This window comes from Streptomyces sp. SID12488, assembly GCF_010548275.1.
GTDB lineage: Bacteria > Actinomycetota > Actinomycetes > Streptomycetales > Streptomycetaceae > Streptomyces.
Genome location: NZ_JAAGLT010000020.1, coordinates 13,583 through 27,979 on the forward strand (window position 1 = coordinate 13,583; position 14,397 = coordinate 27,979).

Here is a 14,397-nt window from a genome sequence, read left to right on the forward strand (position 1 = left end):
TAACGACGGCACCGCCCGGTCGGTGACGCGGCGGCGTGAGGGGACCGGTGTCAGAGAGTGCTCGTGGGTGGCCGCTCGCGGCGGATCAGGCGATTCCTCCGTTGGCCCGCAGTACCTGGCCGTTGACCCAGTGGCCGGTCGGGCCGACCAGGAAGGACACGACCGAGGCGATGTCCTGCGGAGTGCCCAGGCGTTCCAGCGGGGGCTGGGCGGCCAGGCGGGCGACGGTCTCCTCGTCCTTCCCGTCGAGGAACAGGTCGGTGGCCGTCGGTCCGGGTGCGACGGCGTTGACGGTGATGTCCCGGCCGCGCACCTCCCGGGCGAGGATCAGTGTGAGGGCCTCGACCGCGCCCTTGCTGGCCGCGTAGGCGCCGTAGCCCGGGAAGGACAGCCCGAGGACCGACGTGGAGAAGTTGACGAGTGCTCCCCCCGGCCGCAGTCGGCGCGCCGCTTCCCGGTCGACGACGAACGTGCCCCGGATGTTGGTGCGGTGGAGGGCGTCGAGCTCGTCCAGGTCGAGTTCGGCTATCGGGGACAGTGCTATCCGGCCGGCCGCGTGGACGACGGCGTCGACACCGCCGTACGTGCTCTCCGCGAGGTCGAACAGGGCGCTCACGTCGGCCTCCTCGGCGACATCGGCGCGGGCGGAGAGGGCGGTGCCACCGGCGGCCTCGATGGTGCGTACGGTGTCCTCGGCGGCCTCCTTGTTGCCGGCGTAGCCGACCACCACGGCGAATCCGTCGGCGGCGAGCTGCTGGGCCACCTGGCGTCCTATGCCGCGCGAGCCGCCGGTGACTATCGCGACGCGCGGGCCGGTGCGGGGAGTACCGGACGGGGTGGTGCTGATCTGAGTGGTCATGACGGATCCCTTCGCCATCCTGACGTAGCGACGCTACGGTCGATTCGTATCGACGGTAGCATCGAATCGTAGCGATGTTAAGAGGCGCTCGTAACGTCGCTACGAATGTCGTACCGTGAAGGCATGGATGCGAGAGAGAAGATCCTGGACGCCGCCACGGAGCTGCTGGCCCGGGCGTCGGCCGCCGATGTGTCGACGCGCGCTGTGTGCGAGGCCGCCGGTGTGGGGGCGCCGATGCTCTACCGGCTCTTCGGCGACAAGGCCGGGCTGCTGGCCGCCGTGGTCGACCGGGGATTCGAGCAGTACCTCGCGTCCAAGCGCGCCGCCCGGCCCACCGCCGACCCGGTCGCCGACCTCAAGCGAGGCTGGGACAACCACATGCGTTTCGCGCTGGACCATCCGAACCACTACCGCCTGATGTACTCGCCCGAGCTCACCACGCCCCCCGCCGCCGCGAAGGAGGCCCACGACCTGCTGCACGGCGTGCTGGAGCGGTGTGCGGCGGCCGGGCTGCTGAGCGTCCCCCCGGAGGCCGCCACCCGGGTCGTCATGGCGGCGAACGTCGGCGCGGCCCTGTCGATGCTCACCAGGCCGGAGCAGTACCCCGACATCCGGTTCGCCGCTCGTCTGCGCGACTCCGTGATCGAATCCGTCACCCGCCCCGCCGGCGCCGGTGAACCGCGCGACACCGGCCGGGGGAGCGCCGTACCGGCGGCGGCGGCCACCCTCGCGGCCCGGCTGCGTGCCGAGCCCCCGCAACTGCTCACCACGGTCGAGGCGGCCCTCCTCCAGCAGTGGCTGGGCACGCTCGCGGACTCCGGCGAGCCCACGGACTGACCATGGGCGACAGTCGAACACCCACCTCTCGAACTGGATTTACCGTCCAGTAGGATCGCCCGGCACACCATCCGAGGAGGAAGCGTGCCCCGGTCCCAACGCTCACCCCTGCTGCTCGCCGGTCTGCTGGCCGCCGCGGGCGTCACCCACTTCGTCGCGCCCCGCACGTTCGACGCGATCGTGCCGCGCGGACTGCCGGGCACGCCCAGGACCTGGACGTACGCCAGTGGCGCCGCCGAACTCGCGCTGGCGGCCGGGGTGGCGCTGCCGCGTACCCGGCGGGTCGCCGCGCTGGCCACGGCGGGCTTCTTCGTCGGAGTGTTCCCGGCCAACGTGAAGATGGCCGTCGACTGGCGCAACCGGCCCGCCGCCCTCCGGGCCGGGGCCATCGGGCGGCTGCCGCTACAGGTGCCGCTCGTCCTGTGGGCACGCAGTGTCGCGAAGAACGGAGAGGGCCGGTCATGACAAAGGTGAACGTCGGCGACAAGATCGAGGACTTCGAGCTGCCCGACGAGAGCGGAGCGCCCCGTCGGCTGTCCGAACTGCTCGCTGACGGGCCGATCGTCCTCTTCTTCTATCCCGCGGCCCTGACCCCCGGCTGCACGGCCGAGGCCTGCCACTTCCGCGACCTGGCCGCCGAGTTCGCCGCCGTCGGCGCGCGGCCGGTCGGAATCAGCGGGGACTCGGTCGACCGCCAGCAGGAGTTCGCGCAGAGCCACACGCTCGGCATGCCGCTCCTGTCGGACGCCGACGGAACGGTCCGTGAGCTGTTCGGTGTCAAGCGCGGGTTCTCGATGATGCCCACCAAACGGGTCACTTTCGTGATAGCCGAGGACCGGACGGTCCTGGAGGTCGTGACGAGCGAGCTGCGGATGAACACCCACGCGGACCGTGCCCTCGCCGCACTCCGCGCCCACAAGGGCTGACCTTCCCTTCCGGTCGTTCCCTGCCCGTCCGCCGCCTCTTCGTGGGGCGGTGGGCGGGGTTCGCCGTGCCGGGGTGCGCCATCGGGGTTGATGCCCCGGGGCCCAGGGACCATCCTGGGGCGTATGAAACAAGTCGCCGCCGCGGTGATCATCGATGCCCGAGGCATGGTGACGGGATGGAGCGAGGGTGCCCGGCGGTTGACGGGGCACGCGGCCGAGGCCGTCGTGGGACGCCCGGCCGCCGAACTCCTCGCCGAGGACCCGCCGCCGACGGCGATGACGGATGCGGCCTGCGTGGTCGCACTCCGCCACCGGGACGGCCACCGCGTCGAACTCACCGTCAGCGCGTGCGCCGTCCTGGGCGAGGACGGCGAGGCGCGAGGATTCGTGGTCACCGCCATCCCCGAACCGGCGGAGCCCGGGCCGCGGACGGTCGCACAGGGGCCCACCTCGCTGGAACGGGCCATCCGGCAGGCCTCCGTGTCGATGTCCGCCTTCGACACGAACCAGCGCTACACGTGGCTCAACGACGCGGCCTGCGACCTGATGGGGGTCGAGGAAGAGGCCCTGATCGGGCAGTTCTACGGGGACGCGAACATCGTGCCCGACGACCGGATCAACCAGGGCTTCCTGCTCAACCTGCGCGAGGTCACCCGTACGGGTGCCCCCGTCCGCTACGAGACCTTCGGCAAGGACGCGGACGACGGCCGGGAACACGCCTGGAGCCTCGAGATGTGGCCGGTGCGCGACGACCTGGGCGCCGTTGTCTCGGTGGGCATCGCCGCGTTCGACAGCAGTGAACAGCACTGGGCGCGGCGGCGGCTCGCCCTGCTCAACGAGGCGGCCGCAGGCATCGGGACCACCCTGGACGTCGTCCGCACCGCCGAGGAACTCGTCGAACTCGTCGTGCCCCGGTTCGCCGACTTCGTCAGCGTCGACCTGCTCGACTGGGTGCTCGGCGCGGACGAACCCACGCCCGCACAGGCCGACGAGGTCGTACTGCACCGGGTCGCCCACGGTTCCGTCACCGAGGGCACGCCCGAGGCCGTCATTCCGCTGGGTGCGAAGGACACCTACCCGCCGTTCACCCCGCCCGTGCGGGCGATCGCGGAGGGCCGGGCGGTGCTCGGGCGGGCCGGCGAGCGGGCGTTCGACGAGTGGGTGGCGGAGCGCAACGCCCGCGAACCAGTCGGCCGTCCGTACCGCAAGGGCGTCCACTCCATGGTCACCGTGCCGCTGCGGGCCCGCGGCACCACGCTGGGCGTCGCGGTCTTCCTGCGCATCGGCCGCCCCGACCCCTACACCGAGGACGATGTGGTCCTCGCCGAGGAACTGACCAGCCGCGCCGCCATCTGCGTCGACAACGCCCGCCGGTTCGCCCGTGAACGCACGACCGCGCTGGCTCTCCAGCACAGCCTGCTGCCCCGGGGACTGCCCGGACAGGCGGCCGTCGAGGTCGCCCACCGCTATCTGCCCTGCGGATCGGTGGCCGGCATCGGTGGCGACTGGTTCGACGTCATCCCGCTGTCCGGCAGTCGGGTCGCTCTCTGCGTCGGCGACGTCGTCGGGCACGGCATCCAGTCCTCCGCGACCATGGGACGGCTCCGTACGGCCGTACGGACCCTCGCGGACGTCGATCTTCCTCCGGACGAACTCCTCACCCACCTCGACGACCTGGTCACCCACCTCGCCGACGAGGAGGACGGTGCCGATGTCGCCGAACTGGGCGCCACCTGCCTCTACGCCGTCTACGACCCGGTCTCGCGCCGGCTCACCCTCGCCTCCGCCGGACACCCGCCACCGGTCGTCGTACCGCCCGGCGGCGTCGCCGAGCTGATCGAGGTGGCGGCGGGCCCGCCGCTCGGCGTCGGCGGCCTGCCCTTCGAGGCGACCGAGCTGAAACTGCCCGAGGGCTCACTCCTCGCCCTCTACACCGACGGGCTGATCGAGGACCGCGACCGGGACATCGACCACGCCACCGCCGAACTCTGCCGCGCGCTGAACCTGCCCGACGCGTCGCTCGACGCCGTGTGCGACGCGGTGCTCAAGGCCGTACTGCCCGAGCAGCCCGGCGACGACGTGGCCCTGCTGCTCGCCCGTACGCGCGCGCTGGGCGCCGGGCGGGTGGCCGCCTGGGACGTTCCGCCGGATCCCGCGCACGTGGCCGTCACCCGCCAGGCCGCCATGGAACAACTGGCCGCCTGGGGACTGGAGGAGGAGGCCTTCGTCACCGAACTCGTCGTCAGTGAACTGGTCACCAACGCCATCCGGTACGGCGAACCGCCCATCCAGCTCCGGCTGATCCGCGACCGCGCGCTCATCGTCGAGGTCTCCGACGGCAGCTCCACCTCACCGCACCTGCGCCGCGCGCACGTGTACGACGAGGGCGGCCGTGGCCTGCTGCTCGTCGCCCAGCTCACCCAGCGCTGGGGCAGCCGCCAGACGGGTACGGGCAAGACGATCTGGGCGGAGCAGCCGCTGCCGGCGGAGTGATCCGGACGACCGGACCGGTTCAGCGACCGGTCACTGGAAGTCGCACCCGGGGTTCGGCGCGTCCTCAGAGAAGGGCGAGCCGTGCGGCAGCACGTACAGGACGTCGAGTACGACGGGTGTGCTGCCGAGATTGCGGCCGATGTGGATGTTCCCGGGGCCGGCCGGCTCGCTGATGGCGCTGCCCTGCGGATACAAGCCGTCGGACTCGCAGGTGGAGTCGAAGTGGCTGAGGGTGCCCTGCTTGACGAGGCCGTAGAGGGGACCGTCGTGGTAGTGCCAGCCGGTGGCCTGGCCTGCGGGGATGGTGATCTCCCGCAGGGTGTAGTCGGTGTCGCCGATGGTGGTCCGGGCGAGTATTCGGCCCGACACTCCCGGCCCGGGCGGCGTCGCGTGGGCCGTGCCGCAGGCGAGGACCGCGGTGACCGTGACGGCTCCGGCCGTGGCGGTGCGAAGCAGGTTGCGCATGGTGGGGGTCCCCTCGACGGCGAGAGCGTGAGCGTGTTCTGAGCAGGTCAACGTGATTTTAGGGGGCGCGGTGGGCGGCGGAAAGAGGAGCAGCCATCGGCTCCGGGTGGCTCGGGGCGGGGTTCAGGCTCGCTCGGCCACTGCCTCGGCCAGGATCTCCGTGTCCGCCGTGCCGTCTGTTTCCGGCCGGGGCCGGTGCGGAACGCCCAGCGCGCACACCGCGCCCGCGAACACCACGACCACGCCGACCCACACCGCCGGGTGCAGCCCGTCCACGAACCGCTGCGGTGACCCCGTACCGCCGTGCGCCACGAACACCGTGCTCAGTACGGCGATGCCGAGCGCCCCGCCGATCTCCCGCACGGTGGTGTTGGCGCCGGACGCCTTGCCCGCGTGCTCGCGACTGACCGAGCCCAGCACGACCGCCGCCGTCGGCGCGAACACGAAGCCCATGCCGATACCGGCCACGATCATCGGACCGGCCAGGGACGAGTACGCGGTGTCGGTGTCCGCGACCAGGTTGATCCAGCCGAGCCCGACGCCCTGGAGGAAGAGGCCCAGCGCCATCAGCCGGCCGCCGCCCACCTTGTCGGTGAGTAGGCCCGCCACGGGCGCGACGAACATCGGCATCAGCGTCCAGGCCAGCGTGCGGACCCCGGCCTCAAGCGGTGAGCGCGGCGGCACGATCTGGAGGTACTGGGCGAGCAGGAAGAGGGACCCGAAGACACCGAAGTACATGGCTGCCGAGACGAAGTTGGTGAGGGTGAACGCCCGCACCTTGTAGAAGGACAGCGGCAGCATCGGCTGCGGGACCCGGGCCTCCCAGGTGACGAACACGGCCAGCAGCACCGCGCTCGCGGCGAACGCGCCGAGGACCTCGGCCGAAGTCCAGCCGTCCGTCTCGCCGTTGACGATGCCCCACACCAGTGCGAACAGGCCGGCGGCGGCCAGCACCATGCCGACCAGGTCGAGACCGGCTCCCGACAGTCTGCTCTCGCGGAGCGTCAGCAGGATCAGCGGCACGGCGACGATGCCCACCGGAACGTTGATCCAGAAGATCCACCGCCAGTCCAACCCCTCGACCACCGCACCGCCCACCACGGGGCCCATCGCGACGGCCAGGCCGCTCACACCCGACCACAGGCCGAGCGCCGGCCCGCGCAGCCGATCCGGCACGGCCTGCGAGAGCAGGGTCAGCGACAGCGGCATCACGGCCGCGGCGCCGAAACCCTGCACGGCACGGAACGTGATCAGCTGCGCGCTGCTGTCGGCGAGACCACAGCCGACCGAGGCCAGCGTGAAGACGACGACGCCGACCACGAAGACCGTGCGTCTGCCGAACCGGTCACCGAGCGCGGCCCCCGTCATCAGCAGACAGGCGAAACTGAGGACGTACGCGTTGACGAACCACTGGAGCTGCTGGGTGTTCGCCTCCAGGTCGACGGCCAGCGTGTGCAGGGCGGTCGAGACGACCAGGTTGTCGAGCGCGACCATGAACATGGGCACGCTGCACGCGACGATCGTGACCCACAGAGGCACACGCCGGTCCGTGACCGGCGGCGCGACGGCCGTGTCCTGCACGACCGGATTCTCATCGGACAGAGTCATGGCGGGGGAGTCTCCTCGGGCAGTGGATGGGCCAGTGAGCCAGTGAGCCAGTGAGCCAGTGAGCCAGTGAGCCAGTGGTCCGACGGTGCGGCGGAGCGGCAGAAGAGGCCGGGCGCGGTCAACCGGTCGGTGAGCCGCCGTCGGCGTCCGCGCGCTCCTGGGCGGCCAGCCGGTCGCGCGTGTCCGACCAGTCGATGGGCAGGCCCGCCGCCGGCGCCTCCCAGAAGGTGAAGACCGATCGGCTCATCGTGGAGCGCAGGCCGGTCATGACCGACTTGTGGGGCTCGGCCCTTGCGTACGAGTAGAGGGCCTGCTTGTCCTCCCAGGCCGACAGCGTCCAGAACGTTCGCTTCAGTGGCTCGGCGATCAGCGAGGCGCCGTACGCGCCGGGCGCGCTCTTCACCTGCTTCCACGCGGCGAGGGAACGCAGGAAGAAGCGGGGGACGTCGCGCAGGGAGCGGACTTCCAGGCGGGAGGCCATGACGAACGCCGTCGCGTCCGGAGCGGGCTCGTTGACAGTGGTCCAGGGCAGGGTGGGCATAGCTGTGGCCTTCTTCTGAGAGGCAGGGCGGAGCAGAGGCCTTATTGGATACCTCTACTATCCATGTTAGACAGTGGAGGTATCCAATGACCAGAGCGGAGCCCGACCGATGCGTATGTCCGAGCTGAGCCGCCGCAGTGGTGTCTCTGTCACGACGATCAAGTACTACCTCCGCGAAGGTCTCCTCCCGGCCGGCCGCCAACTGTCGGCGACGCAGGCCGAGTACGACGAGAACCACCTGCGCAGACTCCGGCTGATCCGCGTGCTGATCGGCGTACGCGGCCTGTCCGTCAGTACCACCCGTGAGGTGCTGGGCGCGCTCGCCGGGCACACCGCCGACACCCATCGCCTCCTGGGGCTCACACTCGGGGCGATCCGGCTGGCCGACGAGGCCGAGACGGACTCCCCGGAACCGGCCGAAGTGGACGCGCTGATCGAGGAGTTGGGCTGGGACGTGCACAAGTCCGCCCCCGCCCGTGTCACCCTGGCCGACACCCTCGCCTCACTGCGCACCCTGGGCTCACCGCTGGACCGGCGGGCGCTCCTGTCGTACGCCCGGCTGGCCGAGGAGACGGCGGTCCTCGACCTCGATCAACTGGACGGAATCGAGGCCCCGTTGGAGGTCGCCGAGCGCGCGCTCCTGATCACCGTCCTCCTGGAGCCCGCCCTCATGGCGCTGCGGCGCATGGCCCAGCAGAACGAGTCGGCTCGGCGGTACGCGGACGGGGCGGACCGGGCGGCCGACTGACCCGGCACGACGGCCGCGCTCCTCGGCTGGGCAGGCCGCCAGGCCATTGACCGTCGGGCGGTACCAGAGGGGCGTCGCATCCAGCTCGAAACCGCGGGCGGCAGAGAACGACCCGTCAGTCACGGCAGCTGTAGTTCGTGACTCGTGGGGTCCTGATCATGTTGTGGTTGCCGCGGTGATCTTGTTCCGGCGACGGTAGGCGGTCGCCTGGTGCTGGTGATGGCGGCGCGACCTCGACCAGGGAGGCGGCCGGCAGCAGACGAGTCGGGCTGTACGCCGGATTTGCCGTCTCACCCGCTAACCCGTTCCTTACAGTCTGTAAAGTAACTTACAGATGTAAAGTAAGTCGAACGAAAGGGAGGCCATCGTGCCGATCGTCAAGCACGTACACCCCCGGGGGCACTTCCTCCAGATGCTCTCGGGCGCTCACCAGCCCACCGTCGAGGACGTTCTGTCGGACCGGTCGTATTACGGCCTGCCCCCGGGGGCGACGTTCGTCTACGGTCGTCTCGACGACGAACAGGGCGAGATCTACGAGGTGTGCCGCAGCGTCAACCGCAACTCTCACCAGGCCGACGGCCTCGGGGGAGGCGTCCCACGGCTGTTGCTCTTCCAGTCCACGCTCATCGACGACACGACCCTGCGCTACGACATGGAGCGCATGCAGGCGGCGGCGTCCGCCGAGGGCGCCGTCGGCGTCCGGGAGGGCGAGGAGGCGGTCTGGCGGCAGGCCGCCGGCGTTCCTGGGCGGCCCTTCGAAGTCCGGTACGGACTCGATTCCTTCACCTGGCGCGAGGAGGGTCTGTTCGAGCTCACCGGCACCCCGATCAACCCTGGCCTGCACTGGTACCTGCCCGGTCGTGACTACGGCACCTACTACGTCTCCCAGTTCGTGGAGGTGACAGGAATCGTGCTCGGACGCCCGGTGCGCGGGATGCTCGCCTTCGACCAGGTCTACATGCACGAGGAGGGCACCCTCTACAGGGACAAGGACCTGGTCATGGAGAACGAGGGCCACCTGCTCTGGTACACCTGGGCCACACGGTACAAGGACGGCTCCTTCGAGGGCGGGCACTTCATCGTGGGCCACGACCGGCTGGGATTCGGTGTGGTCACCGACGGCAAGCAGGTCCTGGCGACACAGGACGTCGATGTCCGCGTCTACCAGCAGGACGGCACCCCGTTTGCCGAGCAGATCGCGCTGAATGTCGACGGGCAGCAGTGGGAGTTCCTCCGTCATCCGAAGGGCAGCATGCCTGACATGGTGGAGCACGGGCAGCCGCCGACCCCGCAGCAGGAGGGCAGGTTCCGCCGCGTCGGCGACACCCGTGAACCTGCGACCTGGTTCGCCTGGGGCGAGACCGAACCCAAGCACGGCGCCTTCCGCGGCGACCCGGTGTCCAAGAGCCCGCTGGCCTGACCGGTGCGGGCGGCCGGGGTTCCCCGGCCGCCCGCGCTCCTCGCACTGCCGGCGCCGCGTGAAGTCCCTGAACTGGTGCGCAGCTAGACTGCTCCCCGGAATGAGGGTCGATCATGATAAGGCGGAAAGGCGTCAGCGATATCAGCAAGGAATCGAGAGTTGATCCGCGAGTAACCCGCACCCGGGAACTACTGGTCGACGCCGTGATCCACTTGCTCCAGAATACGGGCACGGATTCGCGGACCCTTTCGATCAGTGAGATCACCGCCGCGGCGCGTCTCAGCCGACCGACCTTCTACCAGCACTACTCCGGCCCGGAGGAGTTGATCGCCGAGGCCGTCCAGCGTCGGCTGCAGATGCGTGTTGAACAAGGAATGACGGAGGAGTCCCCGGGCGAGGACGTGCCGTCGACCCTGCTGGATCTGCTGCGGGAGCTCAATCGTCATCGCTGGATGTACGGGCGAATCATCCGAGGAGACGGACAATTCGGCCAGGGGCGTCAGGCCGTGGTGGATCATACGGCTGCATATTTCAGTCAGCTCAGCCACGAGCCGGAGACCCGTCTCTTCCTGGCCGGCGGTCTTCTTGCAGTACTGACGCCCTGGATGCAGTCTCGGGAACAGGCGCCGGAAACAGAAGTCGTGGCCGTCGCAGACCGCCTGTGGACACTCATCCGGCGCACCACGGCCACGCCGGAGCAATGAATCAGGCCGCCCGACAGTAGGGGCGCTGTTCCTGGGTCCGGGGCCAGGGCGGCACTGTCACGTTGGCTGACCGGTGGGATGATCTCCTGGTTGATCGGCGCCCAGGGAAGGGTCGTCCGTAGGGAGCGCGTCGCTGCCGTACAAAGGGCACCGGTACCCGGTCGAGGTCATCTCCCCCTGTGTGTGGCTGAACCACCGCTTCCCGCTCAGCTTCCGCGAGGTCGAGGAGCTCATGCTCGAGCGCGGCGTGAGCGTCTCCTACGAGACGGTGCGCCGCTGGTGCGCCAAGTTCGGGCCGGCCTACGCCAACGTGCTGCGCCGTCGGCAGCCCCGGCCCGGGGACAGGTGGCACCTGGACGAGTTCTTCGTCAAGATCAACGGGCGGTTGCAGTACCGGTGGGGGGCCGTCGTCCAGAACGGCAACGTCCTGGACATCCTGATGCGGAACCGGCGGGACACCGTCGCAGCCAGGCGTTTCTTCCGCAGGCTGATGAAGAGGCCGGGTGCGGTGCCGCGGGTGGTCGTCACCGACGAGCTCTGCTCCTACGGCGCCGCCCACCGCGAGGTCATGCCCTGCGTCGAGCACCGCCCGTCGACGTACCTGAACAACCGGGCGGCGAACAGCCATCAGCCGACCCGGCAGCGTGAACGCGCGAAGCAGGGATTCCGCTCCGTGGGCGGGGCCCAGCGGTTCCTGTCCGCGTTCAGCGGTATCTCGCCCCACTTCCGGCCCCGCCGCCATCTGACGCCCGCCCACGACTACCGAGCCGATATGACCGTCCGCTTCGCCCTCTGGGAGCAGATCACCGGCGTCACCGCCTTGCCACCGCGGCCTGAGCACAAGGCCGGCTTCCAAGCCCACCCTGCCCCGACGCGCCGTCAGGCAGTCACGCAGCCAACAACGTGACCACGCCCTCCCGTTACCTCGTCGAAGGCGCCGGGTGAGGTGACGCTGGGACTCAGTGGCGTTCCCGGACCGGCAGGATGATCGCCGAGGGGTGTGCCGGGTCGTGGTGGACGGACTGGTCGGCGGCCCGGAGTGTGGTCGCGGTGGCGAGGGGTTCGCCGGTGCCGGGGTTGCGGGCATAGCGGGGGAAGGCGCCGCTGGAGACCTGGACCCGGATGCGGTGCCCTTGCTTGAAGCGGTACGCAGTCGGCCACAGGGAAACGGTGGCGCAGGTGAGTTCGTCGGCGTCGGTCAGGCTGGTCAGGCCGTCGCAGATGTTGTGCGAGCGGCCGTCGGGGTCCACATCGCACAGTCGGACGAAGACGTCCGCGTGCGGCAGGCTGGAGCGGAACCAGATCTCGGCGCTGACCTCGCCGACGATTTCGACGTCCTCGTCAAGGGTGGGCGTGGTGTAGGTGAGGACATCGGGGCGGGCTTCCAGGGCGCTGTTGTCGACACGGCCGCAGTCCTTGACCGTGCGTGCTCCACCGACTGCCGGGGTGGGGTCGGCCGGATCGTAACGGTACTGGTCGGGTGCCGACTCCTCGGGCTGATCTGCCAAGAGCGCGCCGTGGGCACCGAGATGGAACGGCCGTGGCGAGTAGCCGCTCGGCGGCCAGGACTCGAAGTCGCGCCAGGTGTCCTCGCCCATCATGTACAGCCGGACCGGCGCGCGGTGGGGCGGCTCCTCACCGCGCGCGTGGGGGAGGCCGAACTCCACGGCCTCGTTGACGAGGGCGTTGGTGAACTCCGCGTGCGTCCACGGCCCGATCGTCAGCCGTGCCGGGCGTCCGGCCTGTTGCAGAACCTGGAAGTCACGCAGCTGACCGGGCAGGAAGACGTCGTACCAGCCGCCGATGGAACTGACCGGCACGGTCACGTCGGCCACCCGGTCCCGGTGATCGAAGCCGGTCCAGCGCGGGGATCGGGCGTCGTGGGCGAGGATGTCCTGGATGTAGTCGGACCGGTGGCCGAGGGCTGCGATGTCGGCCTGGTTCAACGGGAGCGTGTACAGCGCGCGGGCGGTCTTCTTGGCCTGGGCCGGCTTGCGGAGCAACGCCAGGGGCAGTTCCTGGGTGGCCACCAGCACACCCCAGCCGAACGGCGTCTCCAGCGACATGCCGTCCTCGCGGAGAAACTCCAGCGACAGCGCCGACTCGGTCACCTGCGGGATCATCGCCTTGACCTGTGAGGGCAGGCGGTCGGCGACAGCCCACTGGCTGTATCCCAGGTAGCTCAGGCCGACAAGGACGATCGCGTCACCGAACCAGGGCTGCTTGACCGTCCAGTCGAGGGTCGCCAGGCCGTCCTCGCGCTCCTGTCGCTTCGGGTCGAGCGTCCCGCCTGAGCCGAAGCCGCCGCGGGTGCTCTGGATCAGCACCTGGTACCCGCGTTCGGCCAGTGGCCGGGCCAGAATCGTGCCGACGACGCCGGCCCGCCCGTAGGGGGAGCGGAAGACGGCTGTCGGCAGCCCCTCGCCACCGCTCTTGGGCGCCCACCGGTCGGCCAGCAGGTCGACTCCGTCGGGCATCGGGACCCGAAGATCCCGCTCGACGACCAGGTCCCGGGTCGGCGGCGCGGCCAGCTTCAGCCGGCGCTGGACGAGGTGACTGAGCAGGCTCATCGGGGGGTCTCCAGGTCTGGTGTGCCGGGGGTGGGGCTCAGGGTGGCGATGAGGACCGACAGCATGCGCATGAGTCGATCGGTGAATGCCTGGGGTTCCAGCGGCTCCGCGCCGTCCACGATCCAGGTCGTGAAGAAGGCCGATCCCGCGCCGGCCAGGCACGTGGCGAGATCCTCGACGATCTGCGGGTCGAGCCGGTCGCCGAACATCTGCTGGACGTGCTGCCGGTTGACCGGCAGCAGCAGCCGGATCAGCCCCCGGTCCAGCGCGAACCCGCACGATCCAGTCAACAGGGCCCTGTAGAAAACCCGGTGGTCGGCGAAGTGCCGCGCCGTGGCCAGCGTCTGCTCGCGCGCGATCGTCCCGGGCGCGGCGTCGGCGAGTTGTGGCAGCAGCTCACGGCGCGCGAGATCGAGACCTGCCTCCAGCAGCAGGACATCGCGGTCGCCGAAGTGCTGATAGACGACCCGCCGGCTCACGTCCGCTGCCTCGGCGATGTCCGAAAGCGGGACGGCCGCCGTTCCCCGCTCAGTGACCAGCTCGACTGCGGCTCGCATGAGTGCAGCCCTCGACCGGCGTACGCGCCGGTCCAGAACGGGAGACTGTGCCTCTGACTGCGTCTGCATACCTAGATAATGCACAGGTGTGCAAAAAAGAACAAGTGTCCCTTAGTGATGCCTGACGCAATGAGGTGGATTGCTCCTGGTTGTGGTGTCCGGGGCGGGAGTTGAGGTTCGGTCCGGTGTGGGGGCGTCGCCGTGGATCGTGTCGGATGAACTGTGGGATCACCGGGAGCCGCTGCTGCCGCAGGGTGAGCGCAGGTTCCGGTATCCGGGTCGCAAGCCGTTGCCGGAGTGGGTCGTGCTGTGCGGGATCTTGGTGTCCGTACGGCACACCGGGATCCAGTGGGAGTACCTGCCGCAGGATCTCGGTTTCGATTCGGGCATGACGTGTTGGCGGCGGCTGCGGGACTTGAATGAGACCGGCGTGTGGCAGCGGCTGCACAAGGTCCTGCTGGCCGAGTTGAACGCGGCCTCACGGCTGGACCGGTCCCGCTGTGTGGTCGACTCCTCCCACCTCAGGGCGCTGTAAGGGGGAGCCGCACGGGCCCATCGCCGGTCGACCGTGGCCGGGGCGGCTCGAAGCATCACCTGATCACCGACGGGCACGGCACTTCGCTCGCGGCTGGGTCCGCTGGATGCCGGTCGGGTAGCCGACCTGCGCCT

The 14,397-nt window shown here is 70.0% G+C and carries 14 protein-coding genes and 1 pseudogene; 9 read left to right on the forward strand and 6 right to left on the reverse strand.

Features of this window, described 5'->3' with window-relative positions:
* Positions 1 to 85 precede the first annotated feature (85 nt).
* On the reverse strand, positions 86 to 859 hold the full coding sequence (locus G3I56_RS26905) for an SDR family oxidoreductase (protein ID WP_164413273.1): 774 nt from the start codon (positions 857 to 859) through the stop codon (positions 86 to 88).
* Positions 860 to 982: 123 nt separating this feature from the next.
* Between G3I56_RS26905 and G3I56_RS26910 the strand changes: the two genes are divergently transcribed.
* From G3I56_RS26910 to G3I56_RS26925, 4 genes are all read left to right on the forward strand, one after another.
* Positions 983 to 1,696: a TetR/AcrR family transcriptional regulator gene (locus G3I56_RS26910; RefSeq protein ID WP_164413275.1), complete on the forward strand. Its 714-nt coding sequence runs from the start codon at positions 983 to 985 to the stop codon at positions 1,694 to 1,696.
* A gap of 84 nt (positions 1,697 to 1,780) precedes the next feature.
* Positions 1,781 to 2,161, forward strand: coding sequence for a hypothetical protein (locus tag G3I56_RS26915; protein WP_164413277.1), 381 nt, complete (start codon positions 1,781 to 1,783; stop codon positions 2,159 to 2,161).
* A complete protein-coding gene (locus tag G3I56_RS26920) occupies positions 2,158 to 2,622 on the forward strand; it encodes a peroxiredoxin (protein WP_164413279.1) in 465 nt (154 codons plus the stop codon). Before G3I56_RS26915 ends, G3I56_RS26920 begins: the two co-directional genes overlap by 4 nt.
* A 123-nt stretch (positions 2,623 to 2,745) precedes the next feature.
* The gene (locus G3I56_RS26925; protein ID WP_164413281.1) at positions 2,746 to 5,115 is read left to right on the forward strand and encodes a SpoIIE family protein phosphatase; all 2,370 of its coding nucleotides are present in this window, start codon (positions 2,746 to 2,748) and stop codon (positions 5,113 to 5,115) included.
* Between the two features lie 30 nt (positions 5,116 to 5,145).
* Here the strand turns inward: G3I56_RS26925 and G3I56_RS26930 are convergent, their stop codons facing one another.
* From G3I56_RS26930 to G3I56_RS26940, 3 genes are all read right to left on the reverse strand, one after another.
* Positions 5,146 to 5,580: a cupin domain-containing protein gene (locus tag G3I56_RS26930; protein ID WP_164413283.1), complete on the reverse strand. Its 435-nt coding sequence runs from the start codon at positions 5,578 to 5,580 to the stop codon at positions 5,146 to 5,148.
* A 123-nt stretch (positions 5,581 to 5,703) separates the two neighbouring features.
* Positions 5,704 to 7,188: an MFS transporter gene (locus G3I56_RS26935; RefSeq protein ID WP_164413284.1), complete on the reverse strand. Its 1,485-nt coding sequence runs from the start codon at positions 7,186 to 7,188 to the stop codon at positions 5,704 to 5,706.
* Between the two features lie 118 nt (positions 7,189 to 7,306).
* Complete coding sequence (locus G3I56_RS26940; protein ID WP_164413286.1) at positions 7,307 to 7,729, reverse strand: DUF3291 domain-containing protein; 423 nt, start codon at positions 7,727 to 7,729, stop codon at positions 7,307 to 7,309.
* Positions 7,730 to 7,838: 109 nt separating this feature from the next.
* Here G3I56_RS26940 and G3I56_RS26945 point away from each other — a divergent pair, with 109 nt between their 5' ends.
* From G3I56_RS26945 to G3I56_RS26960, 4 genes are all read left to right on the forward strand, one after another.
* A complete protein-coding gene (locus tag G3I56_RS26945; protein ID WP_164413288.1) occupies positions 7,839 to 8,477 on the forward strand; it encodes a MerR family transcriptional regulator in 639 nt (212 codons plus the stop codon).
* 367 nt (positions 8,478 to 8,844) lie between these two features.
* Entirely contained in the window at positions 8,845 to 9,897 is a 1,053-nt protein-coding gene (locus tag G3I56_RS26950; protein ID WP_164413290.1) for a hypothetical protein, read from the forward strand.
* A gap of 113 nt (positions 9,898 to 10,010) precedes the next feature.
* Positions 10,011 to 10,601, forward strand: a complete 591-nt coding sequence (locus tag G3I56_RS26955) for a TetR/AcrR family transcriptional regulator (protein WP_164413292.1) — start codon at positions 10,011 to 10,013, stop codon at positions 10,599 to 10,601.
* A gap of 133 nt (positions 10,602 to 10,734) precedes the next feature.
* Positions 10,735 to 11,508 carry an IS6 family transposase gene (locus G3I56_RS26960; protein ID WP_239135122.1) on the forward strand — a complete coding sequence of 258 codons (774 nt, stop codon included), beginning with the start codon at positions 10,735 to 10,737 and terminating at the stop codon, positions 11,506 to 11,508.
* A 52-nt stretch (positions 11,509 to 11,560) separates the two neighbouring features.
* Here the strand turns inward: G3I56_RS26960 and G3I56_RS26965 are convergent, their stop codons facing one another.
* Both G3I56_RS26965 and G3I56_RS26970 read right to left on the reverse strand, forming a co-directional pair.
* Entirely contained in the window at positions 11,561 to 13,171 is a 1,611-nt protein-coding gene (locus G3I56_RS26965) for a CocE/NonD family hydrolase (protein ID WP_164413294.1), read from the reverse strand.
* On the reverse strand, positions 13,168 to 13,728 hold the full coding sequence (locus G3I56_RS26970; protein WP_239135113.1) for a TetR/AcrR family transcriptional regulator: 561 nt from the start codon (positions 13,726 to 13,728) through the stop codon (positions 13,168 to 13,170). Before G3I56_RS26970 ends, G3I56_RS26965 begins: the two co-directional genes overlap by 4 nt.
* Positions 13,729 to 13,915: 187 nt before the next feature.
* Between G3I56_RS26970 and G3I56_RS26975 the strand changes: the two are divergent.
* Positions 13,916 to 14,334: pseudogene (locus G3I56_RS26975) on the forward strand (transposase); the annotation flags it as partial.
* Positions 14,335 to 14,397: the final 63 nt, after the last annotated feature.